The sequence below is a fragment of the Streptomyces sp. WM4235 genome (genome assembly GCF_001279725.1).
In the GTDB taxonomy this organism is placed as follows: domain Bacteria; phylum Actinomycetota; class Actinomycetes; order Streptomycetales; family Streptomycetaceae; genus Streptomyces.
Map to the genome: position 1 here is coordinate 102,634 of NZ_LGDE01000204.1, position 13,718 is coordinate 116,351.

The 13,718-nt window shown below is 72.4% G+C and carries 13 protein-coding genes; 8 read left to right on the forward strand and 5 right to left on the reverse strand.

The features are described 5' to 3' along the window. Positions 1–113 precede the first annotated feature (113 nt). From ADK55_RS16120 to ADK55_RS16135, 4 genes are all read left to right on the forward strand, one after another. Positions 114–2,312: a molybdopterin oxidoreductase family protein gene (locus tag ADK55_RS16120; RefSeq protein WP_053679292.1), complete on the forward strand. Its 2,199-nt coding sequence runs from the start codon at positions 114–116 to the stop codon at positions 2,310–2,312. Positions 2,313–2,385: 73 nt separating this feature from the next. Then, the gene (locus ADK55_RS16125) at positions 2,386–3,924 is read left to right on the forward strand and encodes a CitMHS family transporter (protein WP_053679294.1); all 1,539 of its coding nucleotides are present in this window, start codon (positions 2,386–2,388) and stop codon (positions 3,922–3,924) included. A gap of 99 nt (positions 3,925–4,023) precedes the next feature. Then, a complete protein-coding gene (locus ADK55_RS16130; protein WP_053679296.1) occupies positions 4,024–5,436 on the forward strand; it encodes an aldehyde dehydrogenase family protein in 1,413 nt (470 codons plus the stop codon). A gap of 26 nt (positions 5,437–5,462) precedes the next feature. Further along, positions 5,463–6,542, forward strand: a complete 1,080-nt coding sequence (locus ADK55_RS16135) for a Zn-dependent alcohol dehydrogenase (protein WP_053679298.1) — start codon at positions 5,463–5,465, stop codon at positions 6,540–6,542. A gap of 189 nt (positions 6,543–6,731) precedes the next feature. On the opposite strand, the gene ADK55_RS16140 is transcribed toward ADK55_RS16135, so the two are convergent. Then, the gene (locus ADK55_RS16140; RefSeq protein WP_053679300.1) at positions 6,732–7,379 is read right to left on the reverse strand and encodes a TetR/AcrR family transcriptional regulator; all 648 of its coding nucleotides are present in this window, start codon (positions 7,377–7,379) and stop codon (positions 6,732–6,734) included. Positions 7,380–7,455: 76 nt separating this feature from the next. On the opposite strand from ADK55_RS16140, the gene ADK55_RS16145 reads away from it, so the two are divergent. The 3 genes from ADK55_RS16145 (at position 7,456) to ADK55_RS16155 (ending at position 9,741) form a co-directional block, all read left to right on the forward strand. After that, on the forward strand, positions 7,456–8,607 hold the full coding sequence (locus ADK55_RS16145; RefSeq protein WP_053679302.1) for an acyl-CoA dehydrogenase family protein: 1,152 nt from the start codon (positions 7,456–7,458) through the stop codon (positions 8,605–8,607). Between the two features lie 88 nt (positions 8,608–8,695). Next, positions 8,696–9,013, forward strand: a complete 318-nt coding sequence (locus tag ADK55_RS16150; protein WP_053679303.1) for a YiaA/YiaB family inner membrane protein — start codon at positions 8,696–8,698, stop codon at positions 9,011–9,013. 89 nt (positions 9,014–9,102) lie between these two features. Next, positions 9,103–9,741, forward strand: a complete 639-nt coding sequence (locus tag ADK55_RS16155) for a TetR/AcrR family transcriptional regulator (protein ID WP_053679305.1) — start codon at positions 9,103–9,105, stop codon at positions 9,739–9,741. Between the two features lie 109 nt (positions 9,742–9,850). Here the strand turns inward: ADK55_RS16155 and ADK55_RS16160 are convergent, their stop codons facing one another. Next, positions 9,851–10,312: a MaoC family dehydratase gene (locus ADK55_RS16160; protein ID WP_053679308.1), complete on the reverse strand. Its 462-nt coding sequence runs from the start codon at positions 10,310–10,312 to the stop codon at positions 9,851–9,853. A gap of 106 nt (positions 10,313–10,418) precedes the next feature. Here ADK55_RS16160 and soxR point away from each other — a divergent pair, with 106 nt between their 5' ends. Beyond that, positions 10,419–10,868, forward strand: coding sequence for a redox-sensitive transcriptional activator SoxR (soxR, locus tag ADK55_RS16165; RefSeq protein WP_053679310.1), 450 nt, complete (start codon positions 10,419–10,421; stop codon positions 10,866–10,868). On the opposite strand, the gene ADK55_RS16170 is transcribed toward soxR, so the two are convergent. From ADK55_RS16170 to ADK55_RS16180, 3 genes are all read right to left on the reverse strand, one after another. Then, positions 10,843–11,679, reverse strand: coding sequence for a 3-keto-5-aminohexanoate cleavage protein (locus ADK55_RS16170; protein ID WP_078998978.1), 837 nt, complete (start codon positions 11,677–11,679; stop codon positions 10,843–10,845). The two genes, soxR and ADK55_RS16170, sit on opposite strands and share 26 nt — an antisense overlap. After that, positions 11,676–12,275 (reverse strand): hypothetical protein, encoded by a 600-nt coding sequence (locus ADK55_RS16175; protein ID WP_053679312.1) that lies wholly within the window; start codon positions 12,273–12,275, stop codon positions 11,676–11,678. The genes ADK55_RS16170 and ADK55_RS16175 overlap by 4 nt, the downstream gene beginning before the upstream one ends. A gap of 149 nt (positions 12,276–12,424) precedes the next feature. Continuing rightward, the coding region (locus tag ADK55_RS16180) for a hypothetical protein (RefSeq protein ID WP_053679314.1) at positions 12,425–13,718 on the reverse strand (1,294 nt) is incomplete at its 5' end.

Below are 13,718 nucleotides of genomic sequence, written 5' to 3' on the forward strand. Positions count from 1 at the left end.
GCCTCCGGGGTCCACAACCGCCGCGAACGCACCCCTCCCCAACCTCCCTACCGGTCGGTATGCTCGACCCGCCCGTGCGCCCGCACCGCAGCCTGCCGTCCCCAGGAGCGACCATGCCCCGCACCGCCCTGCGCATCTGCCCCCTCTGTGAAGCCACCTGCGGCCTCACGCTGACCATCGAGGGCACCACGGTCACCGGCGCCCGCGGCGACCGGGACGATGTGTTCAGTCGTGGCTTCATCTGCCCCAAGGGGGCGGCCTTCGGGGCCCTCGACGGCGATCCGGACCGGCTGCGCACCCCTCTCGTACGCCGCGACGGCCGGCTGCGCGAAGCGAGTTGGGAGGAGGCCTACGAGGTGATCGCCGCAGCCGTGCCCGCCCTCGTGCGGGAACACGGAGCCCAGTCCGTCGGCGTCGTTCTCGGCAACCCGAACGTCCACACCATGGCCGGAGCCCTCTACCCGCCGCTCCTCCTCAAGGCCCTCGGCACCCGGAACCTCTTCACCGCCAGCACCCTGGACCAGATGCCCAAGCACGTCTCCAGCGGGCTGCTGTTCGGCGACCCCTTCGCCATCCCGGTCCCCGACCTCGACCGCACCGACTTCCTCCTGCTCCTCGGCGCGAACCCGGTCGAGTCCAACGGCTCCCTGTGCACCGCCCCGGACTTTCCCGGCCGGCTCAAGGCCCTGCGCGCCCGCGGTGGCACCCTGGTCGTCGTCGATCCGCGGCGCACGCGCACCGCCGCGCTGGCCGACCGGCACCTCGCACCGCGCCCCGGCAGCGACGCCCTGCTGCTGGCCGCGCTCGCGCACACCCTGCTCGCGGAAGGACTCGCGACCCCCGGGACGCCGGGGGAGTGGACCGAGGGCCTCGGGGAACTCGCCGACGCCCTCGCCCGTTTCACTCCCGAGGCCGTCGCCCCGGCCTGCGACCTGACCGCCGATGAGATCCGTTCCCTCGCCCGGGAACTGGCGGCCGCGCCCACCGCCGCCGTGTACGGGCGCATCGGCAGCTGCACGGCCGAGTACGGCACCCTCGCCAGCTGGCTGGTCGACGTACTGAACATCCTCACGGGCAATCTCGACCGCCCGGGCGGGGCGCTCTTCCCCCTCTCGGCGACCGACCGCGCCCCCCGACCCGCCCGCCCGGGCAAGGGGTTCGACCTCGGCCGCTGGCACAGCCGGGTCAGCGGACACCCGGAGGCCAAGGGCGAACTGCCCACCGCCGCCCTGGCCGAGGAGATCGAGACGCCGGGCGTGGGGCGCATCCGAGCCCTGATCGCCATCGCCGCCAACCCCGTGCTGTCCGCCCCCGACGGCCGGCGCCTCGATGCGGCCCTGGCCGGCCTCGACTTCATGATCAGCGTCGATCCGTACCTCAACGAGACCTCGCGCCACGCCCACGTCGTCCTGCCCCCGCCACCGCCCTCACAGTCCGCCCACTTCGACTTCGCCTTCAACGCGTTCGCCGTCCACAACCAGGCCCGCTACTCACCACCCGCCGTGCCCCTCGGCGAGGGCCGCATGGACGAGTGTGAGGTCCACGCGCGCCTGATCCTCGCGGTGTCCGGGCTGCACGGGGCATCGCCGGACGTCCTCGACGACCGCGTCATCGCCGACACCCTCGCCCGGGAGGTCGCCGACCCCCACTCACCGCTCTTCGGCGCGGACCCGCAGCGGGAGGCGCGGGCGCTGACGGGCAGTACCGGCCCCGAGCGGCGGCTCGACATGATGCTGAGGCTCGGACCGTACGACCTCACCCTCGACGAGCTGCGGAAGCGGCCGCACGGCATAGACCTGGGCCCCCTGAGCCCCAGGCTCCCGGGCGTGCTGAAGACCCGCACCGGCCGGATCGAACTGCTCCCGGACCCGATCGCGGCCGAACTCCCCAGGCTGCGCGCGGCGCTCGCCGAACGCCCCGCCGCCCTGGTGCTCGTGGGCCGCCGCCATCTGCGATCGAACAACAGCTGGTTGCACAACGTCCCGGCCCTGGTCGGAGGTTCCAACCGGTGCACCCTCCACGTCCATCCGCAGGACGCGGACCGACTGGGCCTGACCGACGGCGGCCGGGCCCGGATCACCGCCGACGGCGGCAGTCTGGAAGTCCCGGTCGAGATCACCGACGCCGTCCGTACCGGGGTCGTCAGCCTCCCGCACGGCTGGGGCCACGACCGGGCCGGTTCCCGGCTCTCGGTGGCCAGGGCCGTCCCCGGAGCCAATGTGAACCAGCTGCTCGACGGCAGCCGACTCGACCCGCTGTCCGGTACCGCCGTGCTCAACGGATTCCCGGTCGAACTGGCACCTCTGCCCTGAGCAGGGGTTTTGCTCGTATTGCTCACGCGTCCACGTCTTGTTGGCACATCGAGGAGCCCCCTACGTTCCCAGCATGCTGACCTTCCTCGGCTTCGCCATGATCGCGACCTTCCTGGTTCTGATCATGCTGAAGAAAATGTCGCCCATCGCGGCGCTCGTGCTCATCCCCGCGCTCTTCTGCGTCTTCGCCGGACAGGGTGCGCAGTTGGGCGACTACGTCATCGACGGAGTCGGCAAACTCGCGCCGACGGCCGCGATGTTGATGTTCGCCATCGTCTACTTCGGCGTGATGATCGACGTCGGCCTCTTCGATCCGATCGTGCGTGGCATCCTGCGCTTCTGCAAGGCGGACCCGATGCGGGTCGTGGTCGGTACGGCGGTACTCGCCGCGATCGTGTCGCTCGACGGCGACGGCTCGACCACCTTCATGATCACAGTCTCGGCCATGTACCCGCTCTACAAGCGCCTCGGCATGAGCCTGGTGGTCATGACCGGTGTCGCGGCCACCGCCAACGGCGTCATGAACACCCTCCCCTGGGGCGGCCCCACGGCCCGTGCCGCCACCGCCCTCAAGCTCGACGCCGCGGACGTCTTCGTCCCGATGATCCCCGCGCTGGCGGCCGGGCTGCTCTTCGTGTTCCTCCTCGCGTACGTCCTCGGGGTGAAGGAGCGGCGGCGGGTCGGGCTGCTCGTCATGCCCGGCGCGCAGGATGAGTTCGGGCAGGAGAAGACCGCGGCGAAGCGGGACGCGGAGTCGGATGTGGAGCTGACCGAAGGGGATCCCGCCACGGTCACGGCGGGGGTGGGCGCCGTGGTCGCGGCCTCGGGCCCGGGCGGCTCCGGCAGCACACCCGCACCCGTACTCACCTCCACCGCTCCGGACGCACCCGCACACGCACACGCACCCGCACCCGCACCCACGGACGCACCCACGGCCACGGCCACCACCCCCGACGGCGACGATGACGGTTTCCAGGGGCTCGATCCGGACCGTGCGACGCTCCGTCCCCGCCTCTACTGGTTCAACGCCGGACTGACCGTCGCCCTCCTCACCGCGATGATCATGGAGTTGCTGCCCATCCCCGTGCTCTTCCTCCTCGGCGCGGCCCTCGCCCTCACGGTCAACTTCCCCCACATGCCCGACCAGAAGGCCCGGATCGCCGCCCACGCCGACAACGTCCTCAATGTCGCGGGCATGGTCTTCGCCGCCGCCGTCTTCACCGGCGTCCTCACCGGCACCGGCATGGTCAAGCACATGGCCGACTGGCTCGTCGGCGCGATTCCCGAGGGGATGGGCCCCCACATGGCGCTGGTCACGGGCCTGCTCAGCCTGCCCCTGACCTACTTCATGTCGAACGACGGCTTCTACTTCGGGGTCCTGCCGGTACTGGCCGAGGCCGGCGCCGCCCACGGCGTCTCGCCGCTGGAGATCGCCCGCGCGTCCCTGGTCGGCCAGCCCCTGCACATGTCCAGCCCACTGGTTCCGGCCGTCTACGTCCTCGTCGGCATGGCCAAGGTCGAGTTCGGCGATCACACCCGATTCACCGTGAAATGGGCGGCCCTGACTTCCCTGGTGGTCCTGGCGGCGGGGATGCTTTTCGGCATCATCTGATCCCGGACGCCTCTGGCGCCCGCAAAACTACCGACGCTAGTTTGTAGGGTGTTGGCGAGGTCAGGTTCTACGCGCTCGTGCGTGTTCGGGAGGAAAGCCATGAAGGCCCACGACGGGATGTACATCGGCGGCGCCTGGCGACCGGCCGTCGGACGCGAGCGGATCGAGGTCGTCAACCCCGCCGACGAACAGGTCCTCGCCTCGGTCCCGGCCGGTACCGCCGAGGACGTGGACGAGGCCGTACGTGCGGCCCGCGCGGCCTTCCCCGGCTGGGCGGCCACGCCGCCGGCCGAGCGGGCGACCCTCGTCGGGGCCCTGCGCGACGTACTGGTCCGCCGCAAGAAGGAGATCGCGGAGACGATCTCCGCGGAGCTCGGCGCCCCGCTCGGCTTCGCGGAGGCCGTACACGTGGGGTCGCCGATCGCCGTCGCGGGCTCGTTCGCCGAACTCGGCGCCTCGTACGCCTTCGAGGAGCGTCTCGGGAACTCCACGGTGCTGATGGAACCGGTCGGCGTGGTCGGGGCCATCACGCCCTGGAACTACCCGCTGCACCAGGTCGTTGCCAAGGTGGCACCCGCTCTCGCCGCCGGCTGCACCCTCGTCCTCAAGCCGGCGGAAGACACCCCGCTGACCGCACAGCTCTTCGCCGAAGCCGTGCACGAGGCGGGCATCCCGGCCGGGGTCTTCAACCTGGTGACCGGCACCGGCCCGGTCGCCGGCCAGGCGCTGGCCGCACACGAGGGAGTCGACCTCGTCTCCTTCACCGGCTCGACCGCCGTCGGCCGGCAGATCGGCGCCACCGCCGGCGCCGCGATCAAGCGCGTCGCCCTCGAACTGGGCGGCAAGTCGGCCAACGTCATCCTGCCCGGCGCCGATCTGGCCAAGGCCATCGCCGTCGGCGTCGGCCACGTCATGAACAACTCCGGCCAGAGCTGCAACGCGCTCACCCGCATGCTCGTCCACCGGGACCAGTACGAGGAGGCCGTCGCGCTCGCGGCCGACGCCATCGCCAAGTACCCCACCGGCGACCCCCGCGAGCAGGGCACCCGCCTCGGCCCGGTGGTCAACGCCAAGCAGCGCGACCGCGTCCGCGCGTACATCGTCAAGGGGGTCGAGGAGGGGGCGCGCCTCGTCGCGGGCGGGCCCGACGCGCCCCACGACCAGGGGTACTTCATCGCCCCGACCCTCTTCGCCGACGTCACCCCCGACATGACCATCGCCCAGGAGGAGATCTTCGGCCCCGTGCTGTCGATCCTCCCGTACGAGGACGAGGACGACGCCCTGCGCATCGCCAACGGCACCGTGTACGGCCTCGGCGGAGCCGTCTGGGCGGCGGACGCGGAGACCGCGACGGCCTTCGCCCGCCGCATGGACACCGGCCAGGTGGACATCAACGGCGGTCGCTTCAACGTGCTCGCGCCCTTCGGCGGCTACAAGCAGTCGGGAGTGGGACGCGAGTTGGGCCCGCACGGCCTGGGCGAGTACCTCCAGACCAAGTCCCTGCAGTTCTGAATCCCGGAAGTACGGAGACGACGACCATGGTCCGCGCCGCCATCCTGCCCGCAGTCGGAGCCCCGCTGGAGATCCGAGAGATCGTGCTGCCCGATCCCGGCCCCGGTCAGGTTCGCGTGCGACTCGCCGCAGCGGGGGTCTGCCACTCCGACCTCTCCCTCAGCAATGGCACCATGCGGGTTCCCGTCCCCGCCGTCCTCGGTCACGAGGGCGCGGGCACGGTCCTCGCCGTCGGGGAGGGCGTCACCCATGTCGCCCCCGGCGACGGGGTGGTGCTCAACTGGGCCCCGTCCTGCGGGGCGTGCCACCACTGCCTGATCGGCGAGGTCTGGCTCTGCACCCAGGCGCTGGCCGGGGTCGGTGCGATCCACGCCCACGACGCCGACGGCACCGAGCTGCACCCCGGGCTGAACGTGGCCGCCTTCGCGGAGGAGACCGTGGTCGCGGCGAACTGCGTGTTGCCCGCACCCGCCGGGATCCCGCTCGCCGAGGCCGCCCTGCTCGGCTGCGCCGTCCTCACCGGCTACGGAGCCGTTCACCACAGCGCCCAGGTTCGCCCGGGGGAGTCGGTGGCCGTCTTCGGCGTCGGCGGGGTCGGTCTGGCCGCCCTCCAGGCGGCCCGCGTCGCGCAGGCGGGTCCGATCGTGGCCGTCGACGTCTCACCGGCGAAGGAGGAGCTGGCGCGCGCCGCCGGTGCCACGGAGTTCGTCCTCGCATCGGAGACCACCGCCAAGCAGATCCGCGCGCTGACCGGCGGCCGGGGCGCGGACGTGGCGATCGAGTGCGTCGGCCGGGCGGACACCATTCGCGGTGCGTGGGACGCGACCCGTCGCGGCGGTCGCACCACGGTCGTCGGCATCGGCGGCAAGGAGCAGCAGGTCACCTTCCACGCGCTGGAGATCTTCCACTTCGCCCGGACCCTCACCGGCTGCGTCTACGGCAACAGCGACCCGGCCCGCGACCTCCCGGTGATCGCCGACCACGTCCGGGCCGGCCGGCTGGACCTCGGCGCGCTCGTCACTGACCGGATCACCCTCGACGGCATCCCGGCCGCCTTCGACGCGATGCTGGCGGGCAAGGGCGGCCGCTCGCTGGTCATCTTCTGACCGGACCCGGGGTCGGACCCGGACCCGGGGGCGGGGGCGGAGCCGGGGTCGGAGCGGGGGGCCGGAGCCGGTGGAACCGGTCAAGGCCCCGCCCCGTCCCCTCGGCTCCCGCCCGCGCCCCGTCCCCTGCCCGGCTCCCGCCCGCGTCCCAGCCGTCCCGGCTCCCGCCGGCCCCCGCCCCGCCGTCCGTCAGGTCGCCCCCTTCAGCGCCTCGTACTGGATCGCCAGTCCGTCCAGCAGCGCCGTCAGCCCCGTCTCGAACGCGCCCTCGTCCACCTCGTGCTGCCGCTCGGCCAGCAAGTGGGCCTGGCCCAGGTGCGGGTAGTCCGACGGGTCGTACGCGGCACGGTCGTCCACGAAACCCCCGGCGAAGGAAGCCACGGCCGAGCCCAGGATGAAGTACCGCATGAGCGCGCCGATCCGCGTCGCGTGGGCGGGCGGCCAACCGGACTCGGTCATCGCGCCGAAGACGGCGTCCGCCACCCGAAGCCCCGCGGGGCGACGGCCCGGTCCCCGCGCCAGCACCGGAACGATGTTCGGGTGGTCGGACAAGGCGTCCCGGTACGAGTGAGCCCAGTCGTGCAGCGCGAGCCGCCAACTCCGGCCGTCCTCGGAGCTGAACATCGACAAGTCGACTCGGGCGCTCACCGCGTCCGCGACGGCGTCGAGGATCTCGTCCTTGGTGCGGAAGTGGTTGTACAGCGAAGGCCCGCTGACGCCGAGCGCGGCGGCCAATCGGCGCGTGGACACCGCCTCCAGGCCTTCCGAGTCCACCAGCGCGCCCGCCGCCTCGACGATGCGGTCTCTGCTGAGGAGGGGCTTGCGCGGTCTGGCCATGCGCCACATAGTAGGGCCTGCCCGCAATAAACTACCGGTGCTAGTTAATCTGCGCCGGACCGCCCGGAGGTGCCCGGTGAACCTGGAGCTGAGCGAGGAACAGGAGGCCGTCCGCCGGCTCGCCCGCGAGTTCACCGAGCGCGAGATCGCCCCGTACGCCGCCGCATGGGACCGCGCCGAGAGCGTCGACCGGTCCCTGGTCAAGAAGCTCGGCGACCTGGGCTTCCTCGGACTGACCGTGCCCGAGGAGTACGGCGGCTCCGGCGGCGACCACCTCGCCTACGTGCTCGTCACCGAGGAACTCGGCCGCGGTGACTCCGCCGTGCGCGGCATCGTCTCCGTCTCCCTCGGGCTGGTGGCCAAGACCGTCGCCGCCTGGGGCACCGAGGAGCAGAAACAGGCCTGGCTCCCACGCCTGTGCTCGGGCGAATCGCTCGGCTGCTTCGGTCTCACCGAACCCGGCACCGGTTCCGACGCCGGCAACCTGGACACCCGCGCCCGGCGCGAGGGCGACACGTACGTCGTCAGCGGCAGCAAGATGTTCATCACCAACGGCACCTGGGCCGATGTGGTCCTGCTCTTCGCCCGCACCAACGACGAGCCCGGCCACCGCGGGATCTCCGCCTTCCTCGTGCCCACCGACAGCCCCGGCCTGACCCGTCGCGAGATCCACGGCAAGCTCGGCCTGCGCGGCCAGGCCACCGCCGAACTCGCCCTCGACGGTGTCCGCGTGCCGGCCTCCGCGATGCTCGGGCCCGAGGGCAAGGGATTCTCCGTGGCCATGTCCGCCCTCGCCAAGGGGCGGATGTCGGTCGCCGCCGGCTGCGTCGGCATCGCCCAGGCGGCGCTGGACGCGGCCGTCTCGTACGCCGCCCAGCGCGAACAGTTCGGCAAGCCCATCGCCCACCACCAACTGGTCCAGGAGCTGATCGCCGACATCTCGGTCGACGTGGACGCGGCCCGGCTGCTGACCTGGCGGGTGGCCGACCTGATCGACCGCGGGAAGCCCTTCGCCACGGAGTCCTCGACCGCCAAGCTCTTCGCCTCCGAGGCCGCCGTGCGCGCCGCGAGCAACGCCCTCCAAGTCCACGGCGGCTACGGCTACATCGACGAGTACCCGGCCGGGAAACTGCTGCGCGACGCCCGTGTGATGACCCTGTACGAGGGCACCAGTCAGATCCAGAAGCTGCTCATCGGCCGTGCCCGTACGGGGGTCTCGGCGTTCTGAGCCGCCCCGCCGCCCCGCCGCCGGCTGAGTACGTACGTGAGTACACGCACGGATGTGGCGCGGGCCACAGGTCGCCGAAGCTGGACCCATGAACGAGACACCGGTCAAGCAGCAGAACACGGGGGCCTACTACGGCCAGGCCGTCGCCTCCTTCGGCGTCGCCATGGCGGCCGTGGCCCTGGGGATCTACAACCTGGACGCGAACGGCTGGGTGCGCGCCTTCCTCGGTATCGCCGTCCTCTACCTGACCACCTCGGCCTTCACCCTCGCCAAGGTGATCCGCGACCGGCAGGAGGTCACCCAGATCGTCACCCGGGTCGATCAGGCCCGGATGGAGAAGCTCATGACCGGCTACGACCCCTTTGCGCCGAAGCCCGCCCCCGGCCCGGCCGCCCAGGATCGCTAAGCGCTTGCTCACCCCTCCGGTAGGGTGTCCATTCCCATACGACGGATCCCGCGACACGGGTTCCGCGAGGCGAAGAGGGTGAGCGAGCGATGGACAGCCCGGCGGACACCGGCGGCTACCAGCCGTGGTCGGAGGTCACCCCCGACGCCGCGCGGCGGCTGCTCGTCGCCGCCGTGGAGGCCTTCGCGGAGCGTGGCTACCACGCCACCACCACCCGGGACATCGCCGGACGGGCCGGCATGAGCCCGGCCGCGCTCTACATCCACTACAAGACCAAGGAAGAGCTGCTCCACCGAATCAGCCGGATCGGCCACGACAAGGCGCTGGAGATCCTGGAGACGGCCGCGTCCGGCCCGGGGACCGCCGCCGACCGGCTCGACGAGGCCGTGCGGTCCTTCGTGGGCTGGCACGCCGCACACCACACCACCGCCCGCGTGGTCCAGTACGAGCTCGATGCTCTCGCCGTGGAGCACCGCTCCGAAATCGTGGCACTGCGCCGGCAGAGCGACGCGGCTGTGCGCCGGATCATCTCCGACGGGGTCACGGCGGGCGAGTTCGAGGTCCCCGACGTGCCCGGCACCACACTCGCCGTCCTGTCCCTGTGCATCGACGTGGCCCGATGGTTCAACGTGACCGGCTCGCGCACCCCCGAAGAGGTCGGCGCGCTCTACTCCGACCTCGTGCTCCGCATGGTCGGCACGCGCCCCGACCACGGGACGGCGCACTGACGCCCGTCACGCGCTGACGCCCGTCCCCGGTGACACCGAACGGTGATACCGCCCCGGGGCCCGGTCGCCGTCTCCGTGGCCGACTCGCGCTCCCGCCCCGGCCCTCGGCTCAGAAGTAGTACCGGGACACCGACTCCGCGACGCACACCGGCTTGTCGCCGCCCTCGCGCTCGACCGTCACGGTCGCCGCGACCTGTACGCCACCACCCGCCTCGGTGACCTCCGTGATCACGGCCGTGGCGCGCAGTCGCGAGCCGACCGGCACCGTGGCCGGGAACCGCACCTTGTTCGTGCCGTAGTTGATGCCCATCCGCATGCCCTCGACCCGCATGATCTGCGGAACCAGGCTCGGCAGCAGCGACAGCGTGAGGTAGCCGTGCGCGATGGTCGTTCCGAAGGGGCCGGAGGCCGCCCGCTCGGGATCGACGTGGATCCACTGGTGATCGCCCGTCGCGTCGGCGAAGAGGTCGATCCGCTTCTGATCCACCTCCAGCCACTCGCTCGGGCCGAGCGGGGCGCCGACCCCGGCGCGCAGCTCCTCGGCGGACGTGAAGATCCTCGGTTCGGCCATGCCTTGCCCCTGCCTCTCACCGACCAGCGAATAAGCGCTTGCTCAGCATGCTGGGGCCACATGTATCTGTCAACGGATTCCGGTCCGGCCGACTACCCTCGGCCGGGTGCCGCAGATTCCCGAGAAAGTCCATGAACTCACCGTCGGTCAGCTGTCCGCGCGCAGCGGCGCGGCCGTTTCGGCGCTGCACTTCTACGAGGCCAAGGGCCTGATCAGCAGCCGTCGCACCTCCGGCAACCAGCGCCGCTACACCCGTGACGCACTGCGCAGGGTCGCCTTCGTACGGGCCGCGCAACGCGTGGGCATCCCGCTCGCCAGCATCCGCGAGGCGCTGTCCCAACTTCCGGAAGGCCGTACGCCGACCCGCGAGGACTGGGCCGGTCTGTCCGAGGCCTGGCGCGCCGAACTCGATCACCGGATCAAGCAACTCGGCCGGTTGCGCGACCACTTGACCGACTGCATCGGCTGTGGCTGCCTGTCCCTGGAGAACTGCGCGCTGTCCAACCCGGACGACGTGTTCGGCGAGCGCCTCACCGGCTCCCGACTGTCGCTCTAGTCGCTCCCACCACCCTGGCCGCGCGGGACGCCTCGACCTCGGCCAGGGCCGCCGTCACCAGCTCGGCATTGGACCGCGCCGGCCGCCCGTCCGGAAGGACGAGCACGTCGCCCACGCCGATCCGCGCCCCCGCACCACACCGCGCGGCGAGCCGCAGCACCGGCCAGGCTGCGGCCTCCCGCCCGAACAGCACCACCTCCACGGGCGGCAACCAGCACAACCCCGCCACCAGCGCCGGATCGGCCTCCGACAGCTCCACCGCGAGGCGGACCCGGCCGTGATCGGGCACGGCCCACGCCAGGAACCGGCCCAGCGGCTCGGGCCCGGCCGCGCCACCCAGCGGAACCACCGCGTCCACCGCCACCCCGCGCGCCAGCAGGGCCAAGCCCAACTCCTCGGCCCCGGCCTCCGTGAAACGCACCACCGCGCGGTCCGGCAGTACCTCCCAGGAACGAACCCGGGCCTGCCGAGCGGCGGGATCCGGCTCCGCCACGATGCCCGCCGGCACGGACAGCGGTACGGAGACCCCCGCGCCCCGCAGCGCCTCCAGCAGCGGCCCGACCACCCGGGGCGAGAGGCTCTCCCGGCCGCACGGGCTCCGCGGATGCACCAACACCTCACGGGCCCCGGCGGCGACCGAGGCCACCGCCGCCCGCGCCAGTTCCTCCGGGGACATCGGTACCGCAGCCCCCTCGGCGGCCTCCCGAGCGCCGTTCAACGCGACCTGGAGCGGAACCCGCGCCGCCGCGCCCCCGGCCCCGCGCTCGCCCTCGCCCTTCGGATCCCGGCCCGTCGATTCCGTCCCGCTCATGCCGCTCCCGCCGACGCCGGGTCCACCGTCCCCGCGTCGGCGAGGGCCGGTCTGGGAACCACGATCCCGCAGCCCCCGCACACCGGCCCGTCCCAGGACCAGGCGCCGGCCCACGCCTCGTGGCCCACCCCGATCGGCGGCCAGCTCAGCTCCCGCTCCCCACAGATCGGGCACCCCGTGCCCGGCTCCGACTCCAAGGCCCGCACCAACCGTCTCAACACCTCGCCGAGCGTGCCGTCCGGCCGGATCCCCGGGTCCGCGCACCGCACCACCGCGTCCCCGCTCCCGCCCCACGCCCAGTCCGGCCGGCGCAGTCCGTGGTGCTTCTCACGCCGACGCCTCTCCGCGAACTGGCGCTCGTACTCCAGCCAGACCGCGCGAGCCTCCTCCAGCTCCTCCAACGCCGCTACCAGCCGCTGCGGATCGGCGCCCCGGTCCTCGGGGGCGATCCCGTGCCGATCGCACAAATGCCACCACGTCGCCCTGTGCCCGTAGGGCGCGAATCTCTCCAGACAACGGCGCAGCGAATGACGCCGCAACGCCCGGTCATTGCGTGCATCGCGCACCTGGTAGGCCAGACTTCGAAATCCCGCCATCGCACCTTCACCTCCGCCGCGCCCCGCGCCCACGTCGAGGCGTCGTACTAGTCGAACGTCGTCGTACGTCCCGACGTGCCCAACATGCCCGGCGGAATGTGGGCGCATGCGGGGGCGGTCGAGGCGTGCGGGTGGCACATGGCCGGAACTCAGCGCCCCATGCGCCCCGCGGCAACCACGACCCGGGCCAGTTCCTCGTGGCAGATGTCACTGTGCGCCCCCGACGGTGCCCCGCCCCGCCGGACCACGGAGCCCGCGTCCACGCTGACGCAACCCGCCCCCGGCAGCCCACCGCGCAGCACCGTGTCGAGGCTCAGCCGGGGTGTCCCCGGCACGGCCCGTACCCCGTCGTGCCCGATCGCGCCCCAGCGCTCGTCGAAACCGAGCAGTCCGGCCGAATCCCCGGCCATCCGGGAGGCCAGCGGATAGAACACCTTGAGCGAGGTGTCGTACGGGGAATGGCAGGCGACCACCGGACCGTCCACCCGCCGCTGGAGCCCCCGCAGGGCGCCCCCGCGGTCCCCGTCGTGGGGGAGGCGGTCGGTGAAGGCGTAGTGGGAGAAGGCCCCTTGGAGCAGGGTGAGGGACTTCACGTACCGGGATCCGTCCGGCACCGCGCGCAGCGAGAATGCCGCCACCCGCGCCCCGAAGCTGTGACCGATGAGGTGGATCCGCAGCGCCGGCCGGCGGTGCGCGAGCTCCGCGAGCACCGGCCCCAGCCCGTGTTCGCCGACGACTCCCGCCCGCTTCTTCATCTGATAGTAGGTAGCCTGGCGCAGCACCTCTTTCGCGCCGCTCCACAGGGCGCGCAGTCCGCCGCCGAGTGCCGAATTCACGCCCCCGGCCCGGGCCCCGCCCTCGACATCGTCGTGCCTCGGCGTCGCGCCCGCCTCCGCGAGCGCGTCGGTGAACGCCCGGCACACCTCCAGGACGTCCCGGGCGAACATGGCCGGCACGTCCAGGGCGGCCGGCGTGGCCACCGCGTCCACCCCGACGAGCTCCCTCACCAGTGCGCCGAACTCGACGAACGCCGCCGCCGAATCGGGCCGTTCCTCCAGCAGTTCGGCGATGCGGTCCAGCTCCGCCCCGCGGTCCGGCCAGAACTCCCCGAGCGCCCGCCGGGTGGCGGGGCTCAGTGCGCTGCCGAGGCCCGCCTCCGCGAGGGCGCCGGGCGGGTCGAAGTCCGGTATGGGCTCGTCGGAGAACCGGATCGAGGGCCAGACCACCCCCACGTACCCCAGCCGCACCCCTGACCCCACGAGGTTCGGGAAGGGCGCGAAGAAGCGGTCGTACAGGCGGGTCGAGGTGGACCGATCGCTGTTCCAGCCGTGGGCGAAGACCAGCAGGTCGGTCGCCTCGATCCGGGCCACGGCCTCCCGGGTGCTCCGATCCACGTCGCCGTCGGCGTCGAAGGTGAGTTCCGCGTACGGCCCGACCCCGACC

Excerpts from the sequence above, each read along its gene's own strand:
- ADK55_RS16120 (WP_053679292.1), top strand. The coding sequence starts at position 114 with ATGCCCCGCACCGCCCTGCGCATCTGCCCCCTCTGTGAAGCCACCTGC.
- ADK55_RS16125 (WP_053679294.1), top strand. The coding sequence starts at position 2,386 with ATGCTGACCTTCCTCGGCTTCGCCATGATCGCGACCTTCCTGGTTCTG.
- ADK55_RS16130 (WP_053679296.1), top strand. The coding sequence starts at position 4,024 with ATGAAGGCCCACGACGGGATGTACATCGGCGGCGCCTGGCGACCGGCC.
- ADK55_RS16135 (WP_053679298.1), top strand. The coding sequence starts at position 5,463 with ATGGTCCGCGCCGCCATCCTGCCCGCAGTCGGAGCCCCGCTGGAGATC.
- ADK55_RS16140 (WP_053679300.1), bottom strand. The coding sequence starts at position 7,379 with ATGGCCAGACCGCGCAAGCCCCTCCTCAGCAGAGACCGCATCGTCGAG.
- ADK55_RS16150 (WP_053679303.1), top strand. The coding sequence starts at position 8,696 with ATGAACGAGACACCGGTCAAGCAGCAGAACACGGGGGCCTACTACGGC.
- ADK55_RS16155 (WP_053679305.1), top strand. The coding sequence starts at position 9,103 with ATGGACAGCCCGGCGGACACCGGCGGCTACCAGCCGTGGTCGGAGGTC.
- ADK55_RS16160 (WP_053679308.1), bottom strand. The coding sequence starts at position 10,312 with ATGGCCGAACCGAGGATCTTCACGTCCGCCGAGGAGCTGCGCGCCGGG.
- ADK55_RS16170 (WP_078998978.1), bottom strand. The coding sequence starts at position 11,679 with ATGAGCGGGACGGAATCGACGGGCCGGGATCCGAAGGGCGAGGGCGAG.
- ADK55_RS16175 (WP_053679312.1), bottom strand. The coding sequence starts at position 12,275 with ATGGCGGGATTTCGAAGTCTGGCCTACCAGGTGCGCGATGCACGCAAT.